Origin of the sequence: Marinobacter sp. MIT932201, from assembly GCF_047123295.1 — a bacterium.
Taxonomy (GTDB): Bacteria; Pseudomonadota; Gammaproteobacteria; order Pseudomonadales; family Oleiphilaceae; genus Marinobacter; species Marinobacter salsuginis.
Map to the genome: position 1 here is coordinate 4,193,396 of NZ_CP138917.1, position 22,064 is coordinate 4,215,459.

The 22,064-nt window shown below is 59.6% G+C and carries 17 protein-coding genes; 8 read left to right on the forward strand and 9 right to left on the reverse strand.

Translation table 11 applies throughout. The annotated features are described in order from the left end of the window. Nucleotides 1-21: 21 nt before the first annotated feature. Nucleotides 22-1,086: a hypothetical protein gene (locus tag SIC15_RS19255; protein ID WP_412537637.1), complete on the reverse strand. Its 1,065-nt coding sequence runs from the start codon at nucleotides 1,084-1,086 to the stop codon at nucleotides 22-24. A gap of 295 nt (nucleotides 1,087-1,381) precedes the next feature. Here SIC15_RS19255 and SIC15_RS19260 point away from each other — a divergent pair, with 295 nt between their 5' ends. After that, entirely contained in the window at nucleotides 1,382-1,654 is a 273-nt protein-coding gene (locus SIC15_RS19260; protein WP_412536718.1) for an HU family DNA-binding protein, read from the forward strand. A gap of 42 nt (nucleotides 1,655-1,696) precedes the next feature. Here the strand turns inward: SIC15_RS19260 and SIC15_RS19265 are convergent, their stop codons facing one another. From SIC15_RS19265 to gshB, 8 genes are all read right to left on the reverse strand, one after another. Then, nucleotides 1,697-2,662 (reverse strand): putative solute-binding protein, encoded by a 966-nt coding sequence (locus SIC15_RS19265; protein ID WP_370686081.1) that lies wholly within the window; start codon nucleotides 2,660-2,662, stop codon nucleotides 1,697-1,699. Nucleotides 2,663-2,947: 285 nt separating this feature from the next. Further along, a complete protein-coding gene (locus SIC15_RS19270; RefSeq protein WP_069182273.1) occupies nucleotides 2,948-4,252 on the reverse strand; it encodes a dihydroorotase in 1,305 nt (434 codons plus the stop codon). Next, nucleotides 4,249-5,262: an aspartate carbamoyltransferase catalytic subunit gene (locus tag SIC15_RS19275; protein ID WP_069182274.1), complete on the reverse strand. Its 1,014-nt coding sequence runs from the start codon at nucleotides 5,260-5,262 to the stop codon at nucleotides 4,249-4,251. Before SIC15_RS19275 ends, SIC15_RS19270 begins: the two co-directional genes overlap by 4 nt. Nucleotides 5,263-5,289: 27 nt before the next feature. After that, nucleotides 5,290-5,799, reverse strand: coding sequence for a bifunctional pyr operon transcriptional regulator/uracil phosphoribosyltransferase PyrR (gene pyrR, locus SIC15_RS19280; protein ID WP_136630896.1), 510 nt, complete (start codon nucleotides 5,797-5,799; stop codon nucleotides 5,290-5,292). 7 nt (nucleotides 5,800-5,806) lie between these two features. Further along, nucleotides 5,807-6,229, reverse strand: a complete 423-nt coding sequence (ruvX, locus tag SIC15_RS19285) for a Holliday junction resolvase RuvX (protein WP_412536719.1) — start codon at nucleotides 6,227-6,229, stop codon at nucleotides 5,807-5,809. Beyond that, nucleotides 6,222-6,788 carry a YqgE/AlgH family protein gene (locus SIC15_RS19290; protein WP_069182277.1) on the reverse strand — a complete coding sequence of 189 codons (567 nt, stop codon included), beginning with the start codon at nucleotides 6,786-6,788 and terminating at the stop codon, nucleotides 6,222-6,224. The genes ruvX and SIC15_RS19290 overlap by 8 nt, the downstream gene beginning before the upstream one ends. Further along, on the reverse strand, nucleotides 6,785-7,651 hold the full coding sequence (locus tag SIC15_RS19295; protein WP_069182278.1) for an energy transducer TonB: 867 nt from the start codon (nucleotides 7,649-7,651) through the stop codon (nucleotides 6,785-6,787). Before SIC15_RS19295 ends, SIC15_RS19290 begins: the two co-directional genes overlap by 4 nt. Nucleotides 7,652-7,699: 48 nt before the next feature. Continuing rightward, nucleotides 7,700-8,653 carry a glutathione synthase gene (gene gshB, locus SIC15_RS19300; RefSeq protein ID WP_412536720.1) on the reverse strand — a complete coding sequence of 318 codons (954 nt, stop codon included), beginning with the start codon at nucleotides 8,651-8,653 and terminating at the stop codon, nucleotides 7,700-7,702. Nucleotides 8,654-8,950: 297 nt separating this feature from the next. On the opposite strand from gshB, the gene pilG reads away from it, so the two are divergent. The 7 genes from pilG (at nucleotide 8,951) to SIC15_RS19335 (ending at nucleotide 22,057) form a co-directional block, all read left to right on the forward strand. Then, the gene (pilG, locus tag SIC15_RS19305) at nucleotides 8,951-9,343 is read left to right on the forward strand and encodes a twitching motility response regulator PilG (RefSeq protein WP_008175635.1); all 393 of its coding nucleotides are present in this window, start codon (nucleotides 8,951-8,953) and stop codon (nucleotides 9,341-9,343) included. 32 nt (nucleotides 9,344-9,375) lie between these two features. After that, on the forward strand, nucleotides 9,376-9,738 hold the full coding sequence (gene pilH / locus SIC15_RS19310) for a twitching motility response regulator PilH (RefSeq protein ID WP_008939836.1): 363 nt from the start codon (nucleotides 9,376-9,378) through the stop codon (nucleotides 9,736-9,738). Between the two features lie 20 nt (nucleotides 9,739-9,758). Beyond that, nucleotides 9,759-10,304, forward strand: a complete 546-nt coding sequence (locus SIC15_RS19315; RefSeq protein ID WP_069182279.1) for a chemotaxis protein CheW — start codon at nucleotides 9,759-9,761, stop codon at nucleotides 10,302-10,304. A 91-nt stretch (nucleotides 10,305-10,395) separates the two neighbouring features. Further along, nucleotides 10,396-12,471 carry a methyl-accepting chemotaxis protein gene (locus tag SIC15_RS19320; RefSeq protein ID WP_412536721.1) on the forward strand — a complete coding sequence of 692 codons (2,076 nt, stop codon included), beginning with the start codon at nucleotides 10,396-10,398 and terminating at the stop codon, nucleotides 12,469-12,471. Nucleotides 12,472-12,498: 27 nt separating this feature from the next. Then, nucleotides 12,499-13,398, forward strand: a complete 900-nt coding sequence (locus SIC15_RS19325) for a CheR family methyltransferase (RefSeq protein WP_069182281.1) — start codon at nucleotides 12,499-12,501, stop codon at nucleotides 13,396-13,398. An 11-nt stretch (nucleotides 13,399-13,409) separates the two neighbouring features. After that, nucleotides 13,410-21,005: an Hpt domain-containing protein gene (locus SIC15_RS19330; RefSeq protein WP_412536722.1), complete on the forward strand. Its 7,596-nt coding sequence runs from the start codon at nucleotides 13,410-13,412 to the stop codon at nucleotides 21,003-21,005. Then, the gene (locus SIC15_RS19335; protein ID WP_412536723.1) at nucleotides 21,005-22,057 is read left to right on the forward strand and encodes a chemotaxis protein CheB; all 1,053 of its coding nucleotides are present in this window, start codon (nucleotides 21,005-21,007) and stop codon (nucleotides 22,055-22,057) included. Before SIC15_RS19330 ends, SIC15_RS19335 begins: the two co-directional genes overlap by 1 nt. Nucleotides 22,058-22,064 lie beyond the last annotated feature (7 nt).

The following is a 22,064-nucleotide window of genomic DNA, read 5'->3' on the forward strand; positions in this document are numbered from 1 at the left end:
ATTACTCTGGGTAGGAAGTGATTACAGCAGATCGTCCAGATCCATGGTTTCAACCTCTTCCTGCTGGTCATCCCAGAAGGTACCGAGCTGACCCATAGGCGTGCGGTGCCCGGTATTCTCAACCCACAAACGATCAGACACCGCGACGATCATATCGGTGGCCATCGCATCCACGAATCGCCAGTCATCGTTGGACGGAGTATTCTCGACGGATTCTGCGTGTTCCCTGATTACCTCCCGAACCATCGCCTCGTCCCCCTTGTTCAGGGCCGCGATAGCATGGAAAACATGAGGCAGGCGAACGCCCGCAGCTTTACCCTGTTCGTCGGCAATGGCCAGCCGTTCAAAGGCATCCTCACCGTCTGGCTGGGCACCGGGAATCATGGCCCAGACCGTTGCCCTCAGAGCCATGGGCGCACCCCACCATTTCTCGTTATCAAGGCAGCTGGTAGCACGGGCAGCAATGGAACCCACGTTTGCCGGCACGCCGATGGAGGAGGTGGACTGAATCTGGGCGTTGAGAGCCTGAAGACCGGAAAGCAGGCCGGCCATGTAGATAAACTCATCCATGTCGTCATCGAAATCCGGGCATTCGCCATCTGCAGGATTTCCGTAATGGGCATTGTGGTGTTGCCAGGCCGTGTAATAGCGCTGCGCGGCGAGGGTATGGGCCCGCTTCTGACGGATCATGGCATCTTCAGCGGCATTCCCGTTCATGGCGTGCAGAGCCGCAAGGGCAGCAAGCTCATGTTCCCGGGCCTCTTCCTCGGCACAGCCGCCGGCAGAGAGGTAGAGCATCACCGCAAGCTGGTCCGGCTCATTGGTGACTCGGCCAAAGGACATCAACAATGGCGCGGTCGCCTCGCTCATGGCGCACCCCATGGCCAGGTCGTTACTCTCCATCAGGAAGGGTACCGTGTGACTCCGCGAGAAGCCCTGCATCACATCACCGGTGGTCTTGTACATCATGTGATTGACCATACTACAGCCGCTCAGAACCACGCTGGCCGTGAACGCTGCCACGAGATTTCGGACACGGCGCGCCGTCAAAAGCGCCTTTTGGGAGGGATTCCGGAAATGGGTCATACCTTCTTCACCTTTTGCGTTTTTGTTCTGATGCAGTTCTGCGCCGATCCCGCGGGCCAGACTCCGTCGGATAAACCGGTTTGTTACAGACTGTAACCAGGTGGGCATTATGGCCCAGGAGTCCCGGCTTTTATGCGACCGATGCCGCAAATGACGCTAAATTAAACACACCGATGCCGCCCGGAGGTTTGCACAATGGGACGGAAGCCACTATAGATTGCAGCAACCGTGAATCGTTGTGATTCCGGCCAGGACAGAGACTGAAACAGCAGAAATACAATAAAAGGAGTATCCGATGCGCAAACCTGAACTCGCCGCGGCCATTGCCGACCGAACCGGCCTCACCCGGGACAAGGCCAGCGAAGTGATTACCGCGTTCACCGACCAGGTGTCGGCCGCTGCCTCCCGGGGCGAAGATGTCACCCTGATCGGCTTTGGCACCTTCAATATCCGCAGTCGTAAGGCGCGGGACGGACGCAACCCTCAAACCGGCGAGACCATTCGCATCCCGGCCAGTAAAACCGTGGGTTTCAAGGCCGGGAAGGCACTGAAAGACGAAATCCGCTAGTCAGCCGCAGGCCCGCTCATGCGGGCCTGATTCACTCCAGTGTCAGGTACCGGCGACGGAGGCACACTCGGAACGGGTGGCATCTACCCGGCACCGAATCGCCTTCATCAGCTTGATGGCCCGCTCATCGTAAACACCGTCTTCCAGTAACGACAGCCGCACCTTGCGCAGCATCTTGTCGTATTCGGCGGTATCTTCCCGCGGCAACTCCATCCACACGTCTTCAGGAATCTCCGCCTCTGCCTGGGCAATGATTTCATACGCCTCATCAATGCGCTTGATCGCCTGGTCCCGGACCATCTGGCCGGCGGAATCGGGGAACCGGTCGCGGTGGATGATCACCTGGAAGTTCATGTAGCCCAGGGCATATTTGACCACGGCCCCGTTGGGCTGGACGCCCTTGTATAACTCCAGCGGGGTATAGGCGACGGCCGGGGCGTAAGCCAGGTCAACGCTGCCGTTATTGAACTTACCGGCAAAGTTCGCGGAATTGGACCCCACCACGGAGGCGCCGACATGGCGAACCATCCGGACCGATGCCTGATCATAGTCCAGGGTGGCAATCCGTTTGCCCTGAAGCTTTTCGACCGAATCGATACTGCGGTCCCGGGTGTGAAGGTAAATGGCGCCGCCAGGGAACACGCCGGCCACTTCGTAGGGGCCGTCAATCAGAAACGGCCGGGCCTTGGGCTGGCTCAGGGTGTTGTACAGCAGGCGCATTTCTTCTTCGCCAGGCACGGCGCCCATGGCTTCAAGGCTGCCGGTGAACTTGTTGAATTCCCGGGCACGGGTGCCGGTGAGCAGAACAGCATCGCACTGCCCCGCCTTGAAGTCCTCGGCAGCCACCTTTTCATCGGTATAGGCGCGAAGATCCAGCTTGATGCCATTTTTCAGGGCAACCGGCTGAAAGGTCTTGGTGATGGCAAACAGGGGGCCATTGGCACCAACCGGGTCAAAAACGCAAAAACTGCGTTCCAGAGGCTCATTCTGTGCCTGCGCCTGGCCCATTGAGGGAAAGACCAGACTGGCACAGAGGGCAGCCGCCATGGCTACCCGCTGGGGGAAGTTTGCTGATTTCACGGGATGACTCCTGGTTATTATTGTCGGGCGCCGGTCTGGGTTTCTGGACCGGCCAGGCCACGCTTTCCTTGGTCGACCATAGGGCGACGGCTACAAGAATACGTTGGCACAGGTGCCTGCCATCAAGGGTTTTTCAGCAACAGGGGGAGATTCTGTGATGGTGTCGACAGAGGTTTCGCAACCTCTGCCGCACTTTCAGACAGTTCGCCGGGATCAGATCACCGGCTGGGGCCAGGCCTTTCGACCCTCACTCAGGGTGAGCCTGATCACACCTGGCAGTTCGCGGTCCGTCACCGGCGCGTGACGGCCTGCCGATACCAGTGTTTTCGCGCTGGGCGTCCAGAAGGCATCGGGATCGAACAGGCAAATATCGGCGACTTCGCCCTCCGCCAGACGCGCAGTCCGGCCAAGCACGGAGGCCGGACCGGCAGTCAGAGCCCGGATCAGGTCGGGCAACGCCAGCTCATTCATTTCCACCAGCTCCAGACCCAGCGACAGCACGCTCTCGATGCTGGACAGCCCCGGCTCGGTAGCAGCCATGGGCGCCTGCTTTGCAGCGGTATCATGAGGCTGATGCTGGCTGACGATAGCATCAATTACCCCTTCCCGGACACCGGCTATCAGCGCCTTGCGATCGCTCTCGCCACGCAGTGGCGGGCGGACGTGGAAGCGGCTGTCAAAACCGGCAAGCGCCTCCTCCGTGAACACCAACTGATGCATGGCCACATCGGCGGTGACCGCAATACCCCGGCGGCGGGCATCGGCCAGCATTTCAACACTGCGACCGCAGGAGAGCTGGCTGAGGTGCAAACGTACCCCGGTTTCCTCGGCCAGTAACAGCATCTCCATCACCGCAGCGGTTTCCGCCACTTCCGGAATACCAAGCAGGCCCAAACGCGAGGTCACCAGGCCATCATGGGCGTAGCCGTCGGCGGCCAGGGCCTGGTTCTCGGGGCTGAACATCACCGTCAAACCAAACGTCTGGGCGTAGGCCATACACCGGCGCAATATGCGGGCATTGCGCACGCCCCGGGAACCATTACCCACGGCAACACAGCCGGCTGCGGCCAGGCCAGCCATATCACTGAGCAGATCGCCCTCAAGGCCCCGGGTGATAGCGCCAATGGGCAAAACCCGGATGGGCGAACGGCTGGCAGCACCATCACGGATCAGGTGGGTGACGGCACTGGAATCGTTTACCGGCGAGGTTTCCGGCGAGGCGCACACGGTGGTAAATCCGCCGTGGGCCGCGGCAAGGGTCTCCGAAGCGATGTTACCTTTCTGACCGTTGCCCGGCTCACGGACATTACAGCAAAGATCGACAAACCCCGGTGTGATTATGCCGTTGTCTGCGCTGATGGTCTCGTCGGCTGTCTCCCGGGCGGCGGCTTCGCCCATCGCAACAATACGGCCATCCCTTATCAACAGTGCGGTATTCTCCTGCTCTGCGCCCTGGCCATCGAACAGGCGGCCTCCGGTGATTTTCAGACTGCTTCCGGATGTATTGACACTGCTCATGCCTGGCCCCTCTCACTCAGTTTCTGCTGGCGCTCGGCGACCTGACCGCCCATGGCCATGGACATGACCGCCATCCGGATGGCAATGCCGTTAGTGACCTGGTTCAGAATCACCGATTGCGGCCCGTCGGCCACCGCCGACTCAATTTCAACGCCGCGGTTGATGGGCCCCGGATGCATGACGATGCATTCCGGATGCGCCAGCGCCAGTTTCTGCTGGTTCAGTCCGTACAGCCGGTAAAACTCCCGCTCGCTGGGCAGCAAAGCGCCTTCCATCCGCTCTTTCTGAAGCCGCAGCATGATCACCACATCCAGGTCCCTCATGCCCCGGTTCATATCGTATTCAACCGTGCAGCCAAGACTTTCCACGTCTTTGGGAAGCAGCGTCCCGGGAGCAATGACCCGTACCTCTTCGGCACCCAGCTCGTTGAGGGCCCTGATCTGGGAACGGGCCACCCGGGAGTGCAGGACGTCTCCGACGATAGCGACTTTCAGTCCCTCGAACCGTCCCTTGTGCTGGCGGATCGTCAACATATCCAGCATGGCCTGGGTCGGGTGGGCGTGACGGCCATCACCGGCGTTGATAATGGCGACGCCGGGGGTCACGCTCTCGGCGATAAAATGCGGCGCACCACTCTGGGAGTGGCGGACCACGAACATGTCGCTGGCCATGGCTTCCAGATTGAGCAGCGTGTCAGACAGGGATTCGCCCTTGGAGGTGGCCGAGGTACTAATGTCCAGGTTAAGCACATCCGCAGACAGTCGCTTGGCCGCCAGCTCAAAGGTACTGCGGGTGCGGGTACTGGATTCAAAAAACAGGTTCACCACGGTCCGGCCCCGGAGCAGCGGCACTTTCTTGATGGTGCGCTCCCCCACCTCGATAAAGGAATCCGCCGTGTCGAGGATGTCGGTCAGCAAGGCGCGATCCAGGCCGTCGAGAGTAAGGAAGTGCCGCAACTGACCATCCCGGGTCAGCTGCAAGTGGTGCGGGGAAGAGTCGTTCGCGGTCATGGGTCGCCTGTTATCTGATTCGGAGGTTTATTGTCCGGCTTCCTGGAGCTCGATGCGGAGCGGGTCGGGGCCACGCAGTTTGACTCGCTGATGGGATTCCAGCGCCATCGTCTTGCCAGCCACGTCGGGCTGGATGGGCAGTTCCCTGGCGCCGAGGTCAATCAGGGTGGCCAATATGATACTGGCTGGGCGGCCATAATCGAAGATCTCATTCATCGCGGCGCGGATGGTCCGGCCGCTCATGATGACATCGTCAATCAGGATGATGTCCCGACCCTCGGTATCGAAGGGCAAGCTTGAGGGTTTGACCCGGGGATTCAGGCCAATGCGGCTGAAATCGTCGCGGTAGAAGGAAATGTCCAGTTCGCCGAACGGCTCATCGATACCCAGGCGCTTGCTGAGCACATCCGCCAGCCAGACGCCACCGGTACGGATACCGATCAGAACCGGCGATTCCACGCCCCTTTGCTCCAGCGTCTGACGCAGCCCTGACTCCATCTGGTCAAGCAACTGATCAATATCAAGCAATGCCGTCATTCGGTCCTCACTGTTGAAAAAAGGTTTCCAGGATCAGCACCGCGGCCCGGTCGTCGACTCCGTGACGTCCAAAATCACGACTGCCCCCGGCGGCCATCACTTCGCCCTTGGCTTCGAAGCTGGTGAGCCGCTCGTCCACCATCTCGACCGGCACGTGGTAACGCCCGTGCAGGCGCTTGCCGAACTTGCGCGCCCGGGCACACATATCGTTTTCGGTGTCGTCCATGTTCAGAGGCAGGCCAACCACCACCAGGTCCGGGCGCCACTCCTCAAGCAGGGATTCAATCTGTTGCCAGTCCGGAATACCGTCGCGAGCGGGAACCAGCGCCACTGGCTGGCCGGACCCAAGCAATTCCTGGCCGACGGCAACGCCAATCCGGCGGGTACCAAAATCAAACGCCATAACCCGGCGACTGGTAGTCTCAAGCATGGCCGACCGATTCACTGAGCTGGTTGAGATCTATGCCGATCAGTTTGAGTACGGCCTTGTAACGTTCTTCCCAGGGGGTACGAAACAGGATCTCCGTGGTGGCCGGGCAAGTGAGCCAGGCGTTACTGCCCAGCTCCTCTTCCAGCTGCCCCTCGCTCCAACCGGAGTAGCCCAGGGCCACCAGATATTCCTCGGGGCCCTCACTACGGCCAATCCCTGCCAGTATGTCGCGGGATGTGGTCAGCAGAACATCTTCTGTGACCTTTGCCGTATTCTGCCAACTGGTTCCGGGGGGATGCAGCACAAAGCCCCGCTCCGGCTGCACCGGACCACCGCTGAATACCGGCAGATCCAGTTCGCCCCCTGGCATGTCCAGTTGTTCCAGAATCTCGCCCAGGTGAATGTCCAGCGGGTGATTGATCATCAAGCCCAGAGCACCGTCGTCGGAATGCTCACAGATATAAATAACGCCGCCATGGAAACGGGGATCCGCGAGATAGGGTGATGCAACCAGAAAATGGTGCCGCAAGCTGTGGGGAGAGTGTTTTGATGCTGTCATCCGGATGTCAGCCCCCGTCGCTGGAAGGACCAGGTACGTATGATTTCGAGTTCATCCACCTCTTTCCGCATTTCGTCCGGAAACGGTGCAAAAGGCGCGGCCATCCTGACAATGCGTATTGCTGCATCATCCAGCACGGTGCTGCCGGAAGACTGAAGGATAGCCACCTCTTTAATGGTGCCGTCTTTCTTCAGCGACACCAGCAACCTCAGTGTGCCATAGATTCCGGCATTGCGCGCCTCGGTGGGGTAATTGATGTTGCCCACCCGGGTTACCTTGCTGACCCAGTTCTGGACATACCAGGCGTTGGTAGACTTGAGCGTGGAGGCAGCGGTAACACGCATCACCCTGGGTTTGCGGGCATAGGCCTGCTGCTGGGCATCGAAGCGGGCCTCCAGGCTGGCAATTTCAAGGCTACGCTCCATCAGGCTCTTTTTCTCCCGCACGGGCAGGGGCTCTTCTTCGGGCGTGGTGCGTTCCTCAGGCGCCTGAACCTTCTGACTGGACGCGCTCTCGGTCTGCACCACCTGTTTTTCCTGGCGCGGCTGCGGCTGGGTCTGGGACGGCGGCTCGGGCTGAACCTGAGCCACTTCAGGCTGACTGACCTCCGCCGGCTGGGGCGTGGTCATTTCCCGAACCTCTTCCTGGGTACCGCTGCCCTTCTGACTGGTCTGGGCCAGAAAATCCGCTTTCTCGGGAGCTTCTTCGTCGTCGAACTGGGACAGGGTGATCTCCATGGTCTGAGCCGAGGAACGGGGCGACTCAGGCGCAAAGGTGATACCCAACACCACAATGGCGTGCACTGCCAACGCCATGAAAAGGGTGAAGGAAAACCGGTCGAAGTCGCTTACCTGAACTGCCATTCCTGATACGGATCCTGTCGTTAAACCTGCCCGGTGACCACTACCGGATTAAGCCTGGCCCAGGCGTTTTGCGATTGCATCCATCAACAGACCACCAATATCGATCCCGAAGGCGGCATCGAGTTCCCGGATGCAGGTCGGGCTGGTGACATTGATTTCGGTAAGATAATCACCGATCACGTCCAGGCCGACAAATATGAGGCCCTTCTCTTTAATCACCGGCGCAACGCGCTCGCAGATCTCCCGATCCCGGGCGGTCAGTTCCCGACCTTCGCCGCGGCCGCCGGCGGCAAGATTGCCCCGATTCTCCCCTTGGGATGGGATTCTCGCAAGGGAATAGGGTACCGGCTCACCGTCGATCAACAGGATACGTTTGTCACCATCGCTGATTTCCGGAATGTACTTCTGGGCCATGGCCTGGTGAGTGCCATAGTTGGTGAGGGTTTCGATAATGACCCCGAGGTTGAAATCGTTTTCGCGGATCCTGAAGATCGAATGACCGCCCATGCCATCCACCGGCTTCATGATGACATCGCCGTGCTTGGCATAGAACTCGCGGAAACGGGTTGCCGAACGCGAGACCAACAGAGGTGGCGTCAGGTCCTCAAACTGCGTGGCAAACAGTTTCTCGTTGCAGTCGCGAAGCGTGGATGCCGGGTTGACCACCAGGGCACCCTGCTGCTCCGCCGCCTCCAATATATAGGTGGCCATCAGGAACTCACGGTCCACCGGCGGATCCTTGCGCATCAGGATGACATCCAGGTCCCCCAGCGCCCGGTCCTGGCTGGGCCCGAAGCTGTACCAGTTCTCGGGATCCATGTGGACGGTCAGGTCGCGGGTGTGCGCCATGGCCGTGCCACCATCGAGATACATATCCGGCAGCTCCATGTATTCGATTTCCCAGCCACGTTTCTGGGCAGCCAGCAACATGGCCAGTGAGCTGTCTTTCCTGAAGTGGATATCTTCAATCGGATCCATCACGATCCCGAGTCTGACGGTCATGAGCGTTCCTGCAGTCCTGAGGGTTAAAAACACGAACCGGTCTGCAGAGCGGACCGGGCATTAAGTGCTATGCTGTGAAATCAGATGGTATTGTACCCGAGCTGCAAATGCATCCGGAGAAATCCTCAGTCAGTTACGTGACGTTGCGGGCAGAAGTACATTTGGTCACAAACTAATACTTTTTATCCGGCCATTGATAATCTATAAATGAGCGGGGTTTATAGAAGAACCTTAAGGTTTATGTTAAAACCCCCGTTTTAAAATAACGACAGTCGCTGAGCGCAAGGCAGTTGGACAATGGATGACAACTTCGAGAATTTGAAGATCATGGTGATCGACGACAGTAAAACCATACGTCGCACCGCAGAAACCCTTCTGAAAAAGGTCGGCTGTGAGGTCATCACCGCGACTGACGGCTTTGACGCTCTTGCAAAGATTGCCGATTCCCAGCCGGACATCATTTTTGTCGATATCATGATGCCCCGCCTGGACGGCTACCAGACCTGCGCACTTATCAAGAACAATTCCTCCTTCAAAAAGACGCCGGTTATCATGCTCTCCAGCAAGGACGGGCTGTTCGACAAGGCCAAGGGCCGGATCGTCGGCTCGGACCAGTATCTGACCAAGCCGTTCAGTAAGGATGAGCTACTCAATACCATCCGCCAGTATGTTCCACAGGCGGAACAGTAAACCTGCTGACCCCAAGAACTTTCGAGGAAACCATGGCCCGCATTCTGATTGTTGACGATTCCCCTACCGAGGTTAAGAAAATTTCCACGATCCTGGAAAAACACCAGCACGAAGTGCTGACCGCCGATAACGGTGCCGACGGTGTTGCCAAGGCCCGTGCCGAAACCCCGGATCTGGTTCTGATGGATGTGGTTATGCCCGGCCTGAATGGCTTCCAGGCAACCCGCCAACTGACCCGCGCACCGGAAACCGCCTCCATCCCGGTGGTCATCGTAACCACCAAGGATCAGGAAACTGATCGCGTATGGGGCACCCGCCAGGGCGCCAAGGGTTACCTGGTCAAGCCGGTTAACGAAGACGACCTGATCAAAACAATCAACAGTCTGATTGCCTGATCCCCAACCGTGGAGTACGCATGTCCGCCCAGGCCGCCCCTTTTGCCGTTCTGACGGATATCGCCGAGCGCAGCCGGTCTCTGGCTGCCGGCCTGCCGGAGCAACAGGAAGCCGTTGAACTCTGGAACGGCATCGGTTTTGTTCTCGCAGGTGAACGCTACGTTGCCCCCATGGGCGAAGTCACTGAAATCCTACATGTCCCCAGGTTCACCCACATACCTGGGGTTCGCCCGTTTTTGCTTGGCGCCGCCAATGTTCGTGGCCGCCTCCTGCCTCTGGTTGATCTCGCCGGCTTTTTCGATATTCCCCGCTCTTCCCGCAGCCAGCGGGAGCGGCGAGTGCTGGTTGTTGAGCAGGGCGATATTTTCAGCGGGCTGGTAGTCGACAGTGTCCTGGGTATGCAGTACTTCGCAACTGACAGTTTCAAGGATTCGCCCGAGGGCGTACCTGAAAACGTTCAACCGTTTGTCTCAGGCGGATATGAACGCAACGAGGAAGTCTGGAAAGTGTTTTCGGCCGTCGACCTGCTCGAGGACGAACGATTTCTGGACGTCGCACAGTGGTAAGGGTGGTGACAATGGCAGGAACATCACCCTGACCGCCTGAAACCCGAAAAAACAAACTTGCCAATTTCTTGAAGAGGCCGGGAGCCAGAAAATGAAGAACAGAGCCGGAAGACTCAGTATGGGACAGGGAGGCAACAAGCTGGTTGCCGGCCTGATCGCCGCGCTGATCGCACTCACCATCCTGCTCGTTGTCGTGCTGTTCATTATCAATCAGGACAGCCAGAACGATCAGGAGTACATCGCCAACACCGCCGAGCTAAGGGTACTCTCTCAGGAGATCGCGAAGAACGCGACCGAGGCTGCCGGCGGTACCGCCGAGGCCTTCAACCAGCTGCGCCGCTCCCGTGACGAATTCCAGCAGCTCTGGACCAACGTAACCGAGGGTAATCCGGAAACCGGTCTGCCGCCGAGTGAACTGGCCCAGCAGAGTGGCGTTCAGGAAAACTGGAACACCGTGCGGGAAAACGCCGACAGCATCCTCTCCACCCAGGATGCGGTACTCGGCCTGCACGAGGTAGCCCGGACCCTGAACGAAACCATCCCGCAGCTGCAGGTTGAGTACGACGATATCGTACAGATCCTGCTCGACAATGACGCGCCTGCCGAACAGATCGCACTGGCCCAGCGTCAGTCGCTGCTGGCGGAGCGGATTGTTCGCTCGGTCAACAACGTACTCTCCGGTGACGAAGACGCGGTTATTGCCGCTGACCGTTTCGGTCGCGACGCAAGCCTGTTCGGTCGAGTGCTCGAGGGCCAGCTGAACGGCAACCCGGCGATGGGTATCTCTCAGGTTAATGACGAAGACGCCATCTACGGCCTCGAAGCGGTCGATGAACTGTTCCAGTTCGTTTCCCAGAACGTAGACGCGATCCTTGAGGCCTCTCCCGACCTCTTCAAGGTTCGTACTGCTGCCAGCGACATCTTCCAGAATTCCGAGAACCTGCTCTCCGAACTCTCTGTACTGGCCGAGAACTTCCGGACCCAGTCCGGCTCGCGCCTGGTCAGCCCGACCCTGGCCTTCGCGATCCTGGCCGCCATGGTTGCCATTGTTGTGTTTATCGGTCTGGCCCTGTACCGCGAAGCCCAAGCCCGACTGGCTGCCACCCAGGAGCAGAACGAGCAGAACCAGAACGCGATCCTGCGACTGCTGGACGAACTGGCCGACCTCGCTGATGGTGACCTGACCACCGAGGCCACGGTTACCGAGGACTTCACCGGCGCCATCGCCGACTCCATCAACTACGCGATCGACCAGATGCGCGGATTGGTACAGGCCATTCGTGGTACTGCGGTACGGGTAGCGTCAGCGGCCCAGGAAACCCAGGCTACGGCCATGCACCTTGCTGATGCTTCCGAGCACCAGGCCCAGGAAATTGCCGGCGCCTCCGCCGCGGTTAACGAGATGGCTGTGTCCATCGACCAGGTATCCTCGAACGCTGCCGAATCCTCTGCGGTTGCGGAGCGGTCGGTTGCGATCGCGAAGAAAGGCGCGGAAGTGGTACAGAACACCATCCGCGGCATGGACAACATCCGTGAGCAGATCCAGGAAACGTCCAAGCGGATCAAGCGCCTGGGTGAGTCTTCCCAGGAAATCGGTGACATCGTATCCCTGATCAACGACATCGCCGACCAGACCAACATCCTGTCCCTGAACGCCGCGATCCAGGCCTCCATGGCCGGTGACGCGGGCCGGGGCTTCGCGGTGGTTGCGGACGAAGTTCAGCGACTGGCGGAACGTTCCTCCGCGGCTACCAAGCAGATTGAAGCGCTGGTTAAGACGATCCAGTCTGACACCAACGAAGCGGTTATCTCCATGGAACACACCACCGCCGAGGTGGTCCGTGGTGCCCGTCTGGCCCAGGACGCGGGTATCGCACTCGAGGAAATCGAGAACGTATCCATGTCTCTGGCGGAACTGATCCAGAACATCTCCAACGCCGCGCGTCAGCAGTCGTCGTCGGCCGCGCACATTTCCAACACCATGAACGTTATCCAGGAAATCACGTCCCAGACCTCCTCGGGTACCAATGCGACCGCGAAGTCGATCGGTAACCTGGCAGAAATGGCGTCCGAGCTGCGGTCTTCCGTTGCCGGCTTCACCCTGCCGGAAGAAGACGTGGCGGAACAGGAAGAAGAGGAAGACAGCGACGTTCCGGTGGTGGGCTGATTTCCGTTCCAGGGCTGTTGACGGTTTATGGCGCAAATGCATAACAACCTGTCACCTGCCGAGGGCATATGGTCACTGCGCCGACTCCCGGATATGGACGAGGCGCAGTTCAGCCAGTGGCAAACCCTGCTGGAACACCGAACCGGCATAACCCTGTCCGCGGAACGCCGTTCGTTTCTGGAAACGAACCTTGGCATCCGAATGCGGGAGATCGGCTGCAGCAGCTATCAGGCCTACTACGAAAAAATCGTATCCGGGCCCGATGCAATCCGGGAATGGTCAACACTGGTCGATCGGCTCACGGTTCAGGAAACCCGGTTTTTCCGCGACCCCGACGCCTTCCGGCTGGTTTCCGACTACGTCCTGACCCGGCCTCGGGAGCAGCTGAAAAAGCGCCCCCTGGAGGCCTGGAGTGTCGGATGTAGCACCGGAGAGGAACCGTACACTCTGGCCATGGTGCTGAATGAATGCATGAGCCAGCTGGCGTTGCAGCCGCTGTTCGGTGTCACCGGCTCTGATATCAGCAAGCCGGTGATCGAGAAAGCCCGGAACGGTCAGTTCAATCCCCGCAAACTGCTGGGAATGGATGAAGACATGAAAGCCCGGTATTTCCGCCCGGCCGAGCGGAATACCGTAGAAATTGTGAACAGCATCCGTGACAGGGTGTGCTTTACCAGACTGAATGTTCTGGATCTTGATAAAGCGCCCATGCACGGGATGAACATCATCTTCTGCCAGAATCTGCTGATTTATTTCCGTCGCTGGCGCCGGCGGGAGATTGTCAAGCGACTTGCAGAGCGGCTGGCGCCCGGGGGGTTGCTGGTTCTGGGCCAGGGAGAGCTGACCGATTGGCAGCCTCCCGGGTTACAGAGAGTCCCCTCGGAACATGTGCTGGCGTGGATCAAACGCCAGACTGACGAAGAATAACCGGAGTGGTTATGGGCAATCACCATGACAGCATCGCCCTCGACTGGGTTCGGGGAGAGATACAGGACACGCTGACCCAGGGTCAGCATGCACTGGAAGCGTATGTCGAGAATCGTGACGACACCGCGCGCCTGCGCTTCTGCCTGAATTATCTCCATCAGGTACACGGCACCTTGCAAATGGTCGAGCTCTACGGTGCAGCCCTGCTCACCGAGGAGATGGAAAAGCTCACCCAGGCCGTACTCAACGAAACCGTTGCCAATACCGACGAGGCGGTTGAGGTCCTGATGCAGGCCATCCTGCAGCTGCCCCAATACCTTGAGCATCTGGCCAGCAGTCAGGACGATTTTCCGATGGTGCTGCTGCCACTGCTTAACGACCTTCGGGCCGCCCGTGGCGAATCCCTGCTGTCTGATACTTCATTGTTCAAACCGGATCTGGCGCCCTCACGAATCACAGTAACCGGCAAGGTATCGCAGCGCCTGCAAGACCCCACCGTTCTGGGCCACATCCGCAAGCTGCGCCAGATGTACCAGTTTGCGCTGGCCGGCGTCATCCGGGAAGCGGATCTCGATGCCCATTTCGAGTACATGCAGAAGGTGATCCAGCGGCTGATCCGTTTGTGCCAGAAAACGCCCCGGGGTGAGCTCTGGAAAGCGGCCAGTGCGTTCGTGGAAACACTGCAGGCACACGTCAATCCGGTGAACGCAGCAGTGAAATCCCTGCTCAGGGAACTGGACAGTGAAATCCGCCGGCTTACCGACGAACATGCGGATATCCTCCAGCAACCGGTACCGGAAGCGCTGCTAAAACACCTGCTCTATTACGTTGCCCGTGCCCGGGATCTGGATTCGCCTCAGGTCAGCGCCCTGCGGGAGGCCTACCAGCTGAACCAGGCACTGCCATCGGAAGACGATGTTGATGCCGCCCGAACCCGGGTATCTGGTCCGGGCCGGGACGCCATCCATTCGGTGGTGGGTGCGCTCAACGAAGAGCTGGCCAAGCTCAAGGACCAGCTGGACTTGTTTGTTCGCTCAGAGCTGCGCCAGAACAGTGAGCTTGAGGACCTGCTCCCAGGTTTGCGCCAGGTGGCCAATACCCTGGCCGTGCTGGGTCTGGGGATACCGCGAAAAGTGGTGACCGAGCAGGTCGAACTGGTAGAAAACCTGAGCGCCCAGTCCGAACAGGTTGATGACGGCACCCTGATGGACATCGCCGGCGCACTGCTTTACGTCGAAGCCAGTCTCGCTGGCCTGGACAGTGACGGACAACAGGAGTCGTCCACAGAGGAGGCCTCCGATGCTCCGGTGAACCTTGGCTCACGTGAGCTGGGTGAAGCCAGTGGCGCGCTGCTCCGCGAATCCCGCAACACCCTGGAGCAGGTTAAGTCCGCCATCGTGAATTTCATTGCCTCGCAATGGGATACCCGGGAAATTGAACACGTCCCGGGCCTGCTGCACAGCATTCGCGGCGGCCTCAGCCTGATCCCGCTGGATCGGGTTGCCGGCATGCTGGCCTCGGCAGAGCGCTACATCACTGACGTGTTGTTGGGCAGCAAACAGGTTCCGGACTGGAAACAGCTGGATATTCTGGCCGATGCCGTCACCAGCATCGAGTATTACCTTGAACGTCTGGCCGAGGGTATTGGCGAAAACGACTCGATTCTCAGAGTTGCCGAGGACAGCCTCGCATCCCTCGGGTTCCCGGTCGGCGCAGAGCCCACCTGGACCGAAACTGCCGCAGAGGACGTGCCGGTTGTTGAACCGGCTGAAGAGCAACCGGAAACCACCGTTACGGCTGCCCCAGAAGAAACCAAGAGCTCGGATTCGGAGCTTCTGGACGATGAGATTCTCGGCATTTTCGTTGAGGAAGCCGAAGAAGTTCTCGAAACCATCCACGAATTCTATCCCCGGCTGCGCCAGAACCACGATGACCGTGAAGCGCTGACCGAGGTTCGTCGTGCCTTCCACACGCTCAAGGGGAGCGGCCGACTGGTTGGCGCCACCAGTATTGGCGAACTGGCATGGTCTGTTGAAAACCTGTTGAATCGTGTGATTGACCAGACCATTCGACCCACCGACGACATGTTTACCCTGGTGGACGAGGTCAATGCCCGCATTCCCTCGCTGATCCGTGAGTTCAAGGAAGGCCAGACCGCTGGCGACGTTGAAACACTCATCAGCCGCGCCGAGGCCATGGCGACAACCCGCCGCACCGACGATGAAGCCGTCGAGACACAGGAAGTTGCCGAGGTGGAAGACACAGCGGTCGATGCGCAAGAAGAGACCCTGGAAACAGAGTCGTCCGTCGAGAAAAACGACACCGCCGAGGCCGCACCTGAAACGTCTTTCGATGAAGACGACCTGATCGACGATGAAATACTCGAAATTTTTGTTGAAGAAGCCGGCGAGGTGCTGGAAACCATCCGCGAATACCTGCCGATGCTTCTGCGTCAGCACGATGACCGCAGCGCCCTGTCGGAAGTTCGCCGTGCCTTCCACACGCTGAAAGGCAGTGGCCGCATGGTCGGCGCATTGGTTGTCGGCGAATTGGCTTGGTCCGTTGAAAACATGCTGAACCGCGTGATCGACGGCAGCATTTTCATGAACGATGACATTGCCAGCCTGCTGGAAGATGTCACCGCCAACCTGCCGGCCCTGGTCGAAGATTTTGAAAAACGCCGTGCGCCGTCGGTCGACACGTCCAACCTCGAAGCCCGTGCCAACGCCCTGGCCAACGGCGAAATTCCCGATGCCAGCATGATGCCGGTGGCGGAGTCCGATGGCTCGGAAGCCATGGCTGAAAGCGAATACGCAGCGGCTGAGGAAGAGGCCGGGAGCACAGACGAAGATGCGGTCGACCCGGTATTGCTGGATATTTTTGAAAGCGAAACCGAGACCCACCTGCAAACACTGAAGGACTTCCTGTCGGCAGCAGGTGACAAAACCACGGTTGCCTATACCGATGATCTTTCCAGGGCCCTGCACACGCTCAAGGGCAGCGCACATACCGCCGGCATCGGCCCGATCGCAGCGGTGATCACGCCTCTGGAACGATTCGTCAAGGAATCCCGGGCTCAGAACAAGCGTGCCAATCGTGACGTGCTCTCACTGATCGAATCCGCCTGCGACTTCCTGACCCAGGGACTTGCCCAGATTCGTGAAAATCCGCAGGCCTCGCTCCCAGGCACCGAAGCGTTCCTTGGGAAGCTGGATCAACTGACGGAGGAAACGCTCCGCAGCCACAGCGAGGAGGCGCCAAGCCAGCATCCGGAGCAGGCACCTTCGCAGCTGGTCCAGCTGTTCCTGAACGAGGGTCTCGACATTGTTCTTGATGCCGACCGGATCCTGGATCACTGGGCTGACAACCCCGGCGAAATGGCGTCGTTGAATCCACTACGCTCCGAACTGGAACAGCTAACCTCTGGCGCTTCCGAAGCCGGTCTCGGCGAAGTCGCCGCGCTCTCGGGTGCATTGAAGGAAACCTATGACGAGGCTGCACGGCGCGACCAGGCGCCGGACCAGACTTTCTTTGAAACTGTCCGCGCCGCTCATGAACAGCTGATCAACATGATGGACCAGGTGGCAGCCGGTCTTGCCACCGAATCCAGCGAGGATATGGTCGCCGCCCTCGAAGGCCTGAAGCAGGTCCAGATCCCGGAAAATCAGGAACCGGACGCCTTCGACCAGGAATTCACCGGCGACCTCGAGGAGATCGATCTCAGTCTTGAGATGGATGAGACCGAGACACCAGCCAGTGAAGACGCCCAAACCGCAGAGCAACCGCCGCTCCCGGAAACCACTGAATCCGACGACGAAATGGATGAGGAACTGGCGGAAATCTTCCTGGAAGAAGCCCGCGACCTCATCGACAGCACAGCCGAAGCGCTCCAGAACTGGAGCGAGAATACGGCCAACCTTGATATCCTGCGCCTGCTTCAGCGGGACTTGCATACCCTCAAGGGCGGTGCACGGCTGGCAGACATCCCGGCCGTCGGTGATCTCTCTCACGAACTGGAAAACCTGTTTGAGGGGCTGACTGAACAGCGGTTGTCGATCAACGACGAACTCTCGGACTTGCTGTTCCGCTGCCACGATCGTCTGGCAGGCATGGTCGAAAACCTGGAAGCCAAGGAGCTTCCGCGTCCTGCGCCGGATCTGATCGCTGAAATCCAGGCCTACATGGACAACGCCACCGGAACGCGGCCGGTTACCAGCGTAGCCAGCCCCGATGAAGAATCTGCTCCGGCTGAAACGGAAGAAGAACAGGCGCCGCTCCCTGACGTGGAAGAACCGGAAGATAGTGATGTTGCCGGAACCGATGAAGGTGCCGAGTCGGAGGAAGGCGTTGCCGATCTCTCTCACCTGGATCCGGAGCTGGTCGGCATTTTCCTGGAAGAAGCCTACGATCTGATCAACTCCACGGGCAGCGCGCTGCATACCTGGACCGAAGATCCCTCGGATCGAAGCATTGCCGCAGAACTCCAACGGGATGTTCACACCCTGAAAGGCGGCGCCCGGATGGCCGGAGTAGAGGCCATCGGCGACCTGACACATGTGCTGGAAGACCTGTTCGAAAAGGTTGCGGAAGGTCAGCTGGAGGCCAGCGAGTCCATGAACGACCTGCTGTTTGCCTGCCATGACCGGTTGGCGCAGATGGTCGAACAGGTGGCTACCCAGAAGCCGTGCCCGCCGGCCAATGAGCTGGTCGCCCGGGTCCAGTCCATCTTGCGGGGCGAGGCAATGCCTTCAGATGCCCGCGACGAGGAGCCGGAACAACCGGCAGAGACTGAGCAAACTGTATCACCGGCCGAGGAAGTGCCGGAAGCCGCCAGCCTCAGCGAGACTCTGACCCAGGCCAGTGACGACGATCTGATTGGCATCTTCCTGGACGAAGGTCTGGAAATCTACGATGCCATCAGCGAATGTCTCGACCAGTGGCGCGACGAGCCGGAAGAACTGACCGGCCTGACCGAGCTGCAGCAGGAACTGCACACCCTCAAGGGCGGCGCACGGCTTTCCGACGTTGATCCGATTGCCAACATGGCAGAGGCCTGGTCAGACGCTCTCGACCCACTGATTTCCGGTTCCAACAACCAGAAGACGCTGCTAAGCCTCAGTGATCGCGCCCTGATCAGCCTCAAGGCCATGCTCAACACCCTGGAGGAAGGCAACAAGCCGGAACCGGATACCGGGCTTATTGAAGACTTCCGGGCCGCCCACGAGGTGGCAGCCGAAGAAACCGCTGCGCCCCGTGAAGAGTCCGAGCAGGAGGCCATTGACCCGGAAGTACTGGAGATCTTCCTGGAGGAGGCCGGCGAAATCATGGATCAGCTCGAGCAGCTGCTTGATGACTGGCGCAAGGAACCGGCAAACCACAACTTCAACCAGGAAGCCCAGCGGGCACTCCACACCCTCAAGGGCGGTGCCCGCCTGTCCCAGCTGACCGAGCTTGGCGACAAGGCACACGCCTTTGAAACCCGTTTGATTGATCTGGGCGGCAATGCCCCGGATGAATCACAGTGGCAGGCGATCACCGAAGACCACGACGCCATCATTGCCCTGGTTGCCGATATCCGTAAAGGCTATGAGTCCGGCTCGGGCGTGCCTTCACCGGCGAAGGCCGAAACACCGGCACCTGTCGCACCGGAACCCAAGAAGCCCGAAGCGCCGACACCGCCTGCCAAGGCGGAAAAGCCCGTAGCACCGGCGCCGAAGCCCGGAAAATCTCCGGCCAAGGCCCGCAAGCAGGCGGCCGAAGCGCAGCGCGCTGCCCAGGAAACCATCCGGGTCTCCGCACCGCTGCTGGATGACCTGGTCAACCTGGCGGGTGAAACCAGTATCACCCGTGGCCGACTGGAGCAGCAAACCAGTGATTTCGGCCACACCCTGGACGAAATGGCCGCCACCATCGAACGTCTGCGTGAGCAGCTGCGCCGGATGGAAATCGAGACCGAAGCGCAGATCCTGTTCAGTGCCGAGAAAGAACACGGTCCGGATTACGGTGACGACTTCGACCCGCTGGAAATGGACCGTTACTCGTCCATCCAGCAGCTGTCCCGCGCATTGACTGAATCCTCGTCGGATCTGGCCGATCTTCGTGAGACCCTGTCTGACCGGGTTCGCGACACTGAAACCCTGCTGGTACAGCAGTCCCGGATCAACACGGAACTCCAGGAAGGTCTGATGAAGACCCGGATGATTCCGTTCGCCTCCATGGTGCCACGTCTGCGCCGCATTGTTCGCCAGATCAGCGGCGAGCTGGGCAAGAAGGTGGATTTCGATGTCCGCAACGCCGAAGGCGAGATGGACCGGAACATCCTCGAGCGCATGATCGCGCCCCTGGAACACATGCTCCGGAACGCCCTGGACCATGGTATCGAGAGCCCGGCCGACCGGAAGAAAGTGGGCAAGCCGGAGACCGGCGAGGTGACCCTGTCACTGACCCGTGAAGGCGGCGATGTGGTCCTGCGCATGATCGATGATGGCGCCGGTATTCCCTCTTCGGTGATCCGCGACAAGGCCATCCGTCAGGGCATGCTGCGCGAAGATGAAGACCTGTCCGAACGGGAAATCCTGCAGTTTATCCTGCAGCCAGGCTTCTCCACCGCCCAGCAGGTCACCCAGATTTCCGGCCGGGGCGTGGGCATGGACGTGGTTGCCAGTGAAATCAAGCAACTCGGCGGCAGCCTGGACATCGATTCCGCCGTGGGCCGCGGTACCACCTTCACCGTGCGCCTGCCGTTCACGGTGTCTGTAAACCGGGCCTTGATGGTTTCCACCGGCGAGGATTTCTACGCGATCCCGCTGAACACCATCGAGGGTATCGTCCGGGTCAGCACCTACGAGCTCGAGGAGTATTACAAGCCGGATGCGCCGCTGTATGAATACGCCGGCCAGGAATACCGGCTCCAGTACTTGGGCAGCCTGCTGAACAGTGACCACCATCCGAAGCTGCAGGGACAGGCTCTGCCGCTGCCGGTAATTCTGGTGCGCGGTGCCGAGCAACCCATGGCCCTGCAGGTGGACAACCTGATGGGCAGCCGGGAGATTGTTGTTAAATCCCTCGGGCCCCAGTTCAGCTCTGTTCGCGGCGTGTCCGGTGCCACCATCCTGGGTGACGGTAACGTGGTTGTGATTCTCGACCTGCCGGCCATGATCCGTTCCGACATCCTGTCCGAACGCCAGCGCCTGGCCAATCTCGAGAAGGCTCGCGAGTCCGCCCGGTACGAGGAACAGGCCACCGTGGTCATGGTGGTGGACGATTCGGTTACGGTGAGGAAGGTCACCTCGCGGCTGCTGGAGAGAAACGGCATGGAAGTAATCACCGCGAAAGACGGGCTCGATGCGGTGGCACAGCTGCAGGACCACAAACCGGACATCATCCTGCTGGATATCGAGATGCCGCGGATGGACGGTTTCGAGGTTGCCAGCTTTGTGCGCCACGACGATAACCTGCGTGAAACACCGATCTGCATGATCACCTCCCGGACCGGCGAGAAACACCGCGAACGTGCGCTGGCCATTGGTGTCAACGAGTATCTCGGCAAGCCGTTCCAGGAAACCGAGCTGCTTGAGACCATTGAGCGGCTGACCGGAAGGCAGTGATGACCGGCCAATGTGGCCGGCCAAAGGTCGGGATCGTCTCGGATGTGGTCCTGCAGCGTCATCGGCTGCAGGCCGCCACATCCAAGTTCGGCCTCGAGGTTCGCTTTTCCGGGGATCCGGACCGGTTGCTGGGTTATCCCGAGTTTCCCGATGCCAGCCTCTGGCTGGTAACCCTCGAGGACGAGGCCGACCACCCGTTACTGTTCGATCACCTGCTTGAAAACACGGAAGCGCCGGTGCTGTTCGGCCTGGACGAAGCACCCAAGCCCGGGAGTACAGAGTACTTCCGGTGGGAGCGACGGTTGCTGGGCAAGCTGGAACAGCAACTGGGGCACCTGGAAGAGCTGGATTCGGAAGCCACACTGGCAGAGCTGGAGCAGGACACGCCGGCGGCGACTCCATCACCGGACCTGCCACACTGGATTCCTCCGGCTGCCCCCGGATCGGTCGCTGAGGAAGTCTGGATTCTCGGCGCCTCGCTGGGCGGGCCCGCGGCGGTCAAGACGTTTCTGGATCACCTGCCTCCGAATCTGCCCGTTGGCTTTATCTATGCCCAGCACATCGATGGCAACTTTACCGAGGTTCTGACCCGGGTGCTCGGGCGTCACGCCCACTATCAGCTCAAGCGGGCGGAAGAGGGCTACCAGGTCAAGAATGGTGACGTCGTGCTGATGCCGGTGGAGCACGAGTGGAAAGTGAGTGAACAGGGTACCCTGACGGAAACCAACACCGCCTGGCCAGGTCCCTACGGGCCCTCTATTGATCAGGTTTTGCTGAACGTCGCTGACCATTACGGCCAGCGCTGCCATGCTATTCTTTTTTCCGGCATGGGCAATGATGGCGCCATTGCGGCGCCGTTACTGAAAGCTTACGGTAGCCGGATCTGGGTGCAGGAAAGCACAAGCTGCGGCAACAGCTCCATGCCCGAATCCGTGGCCGCAACCGGTTGTGCCGGTTTTTGCGGCACCCCGGAGCAGCTGGCCCGGGAACTGGTTAAAACCATTGAAGAATCCTGCCTGCTCAAGAGCCGGCAGAAACGGGACTCCGCCTGAGGTAACA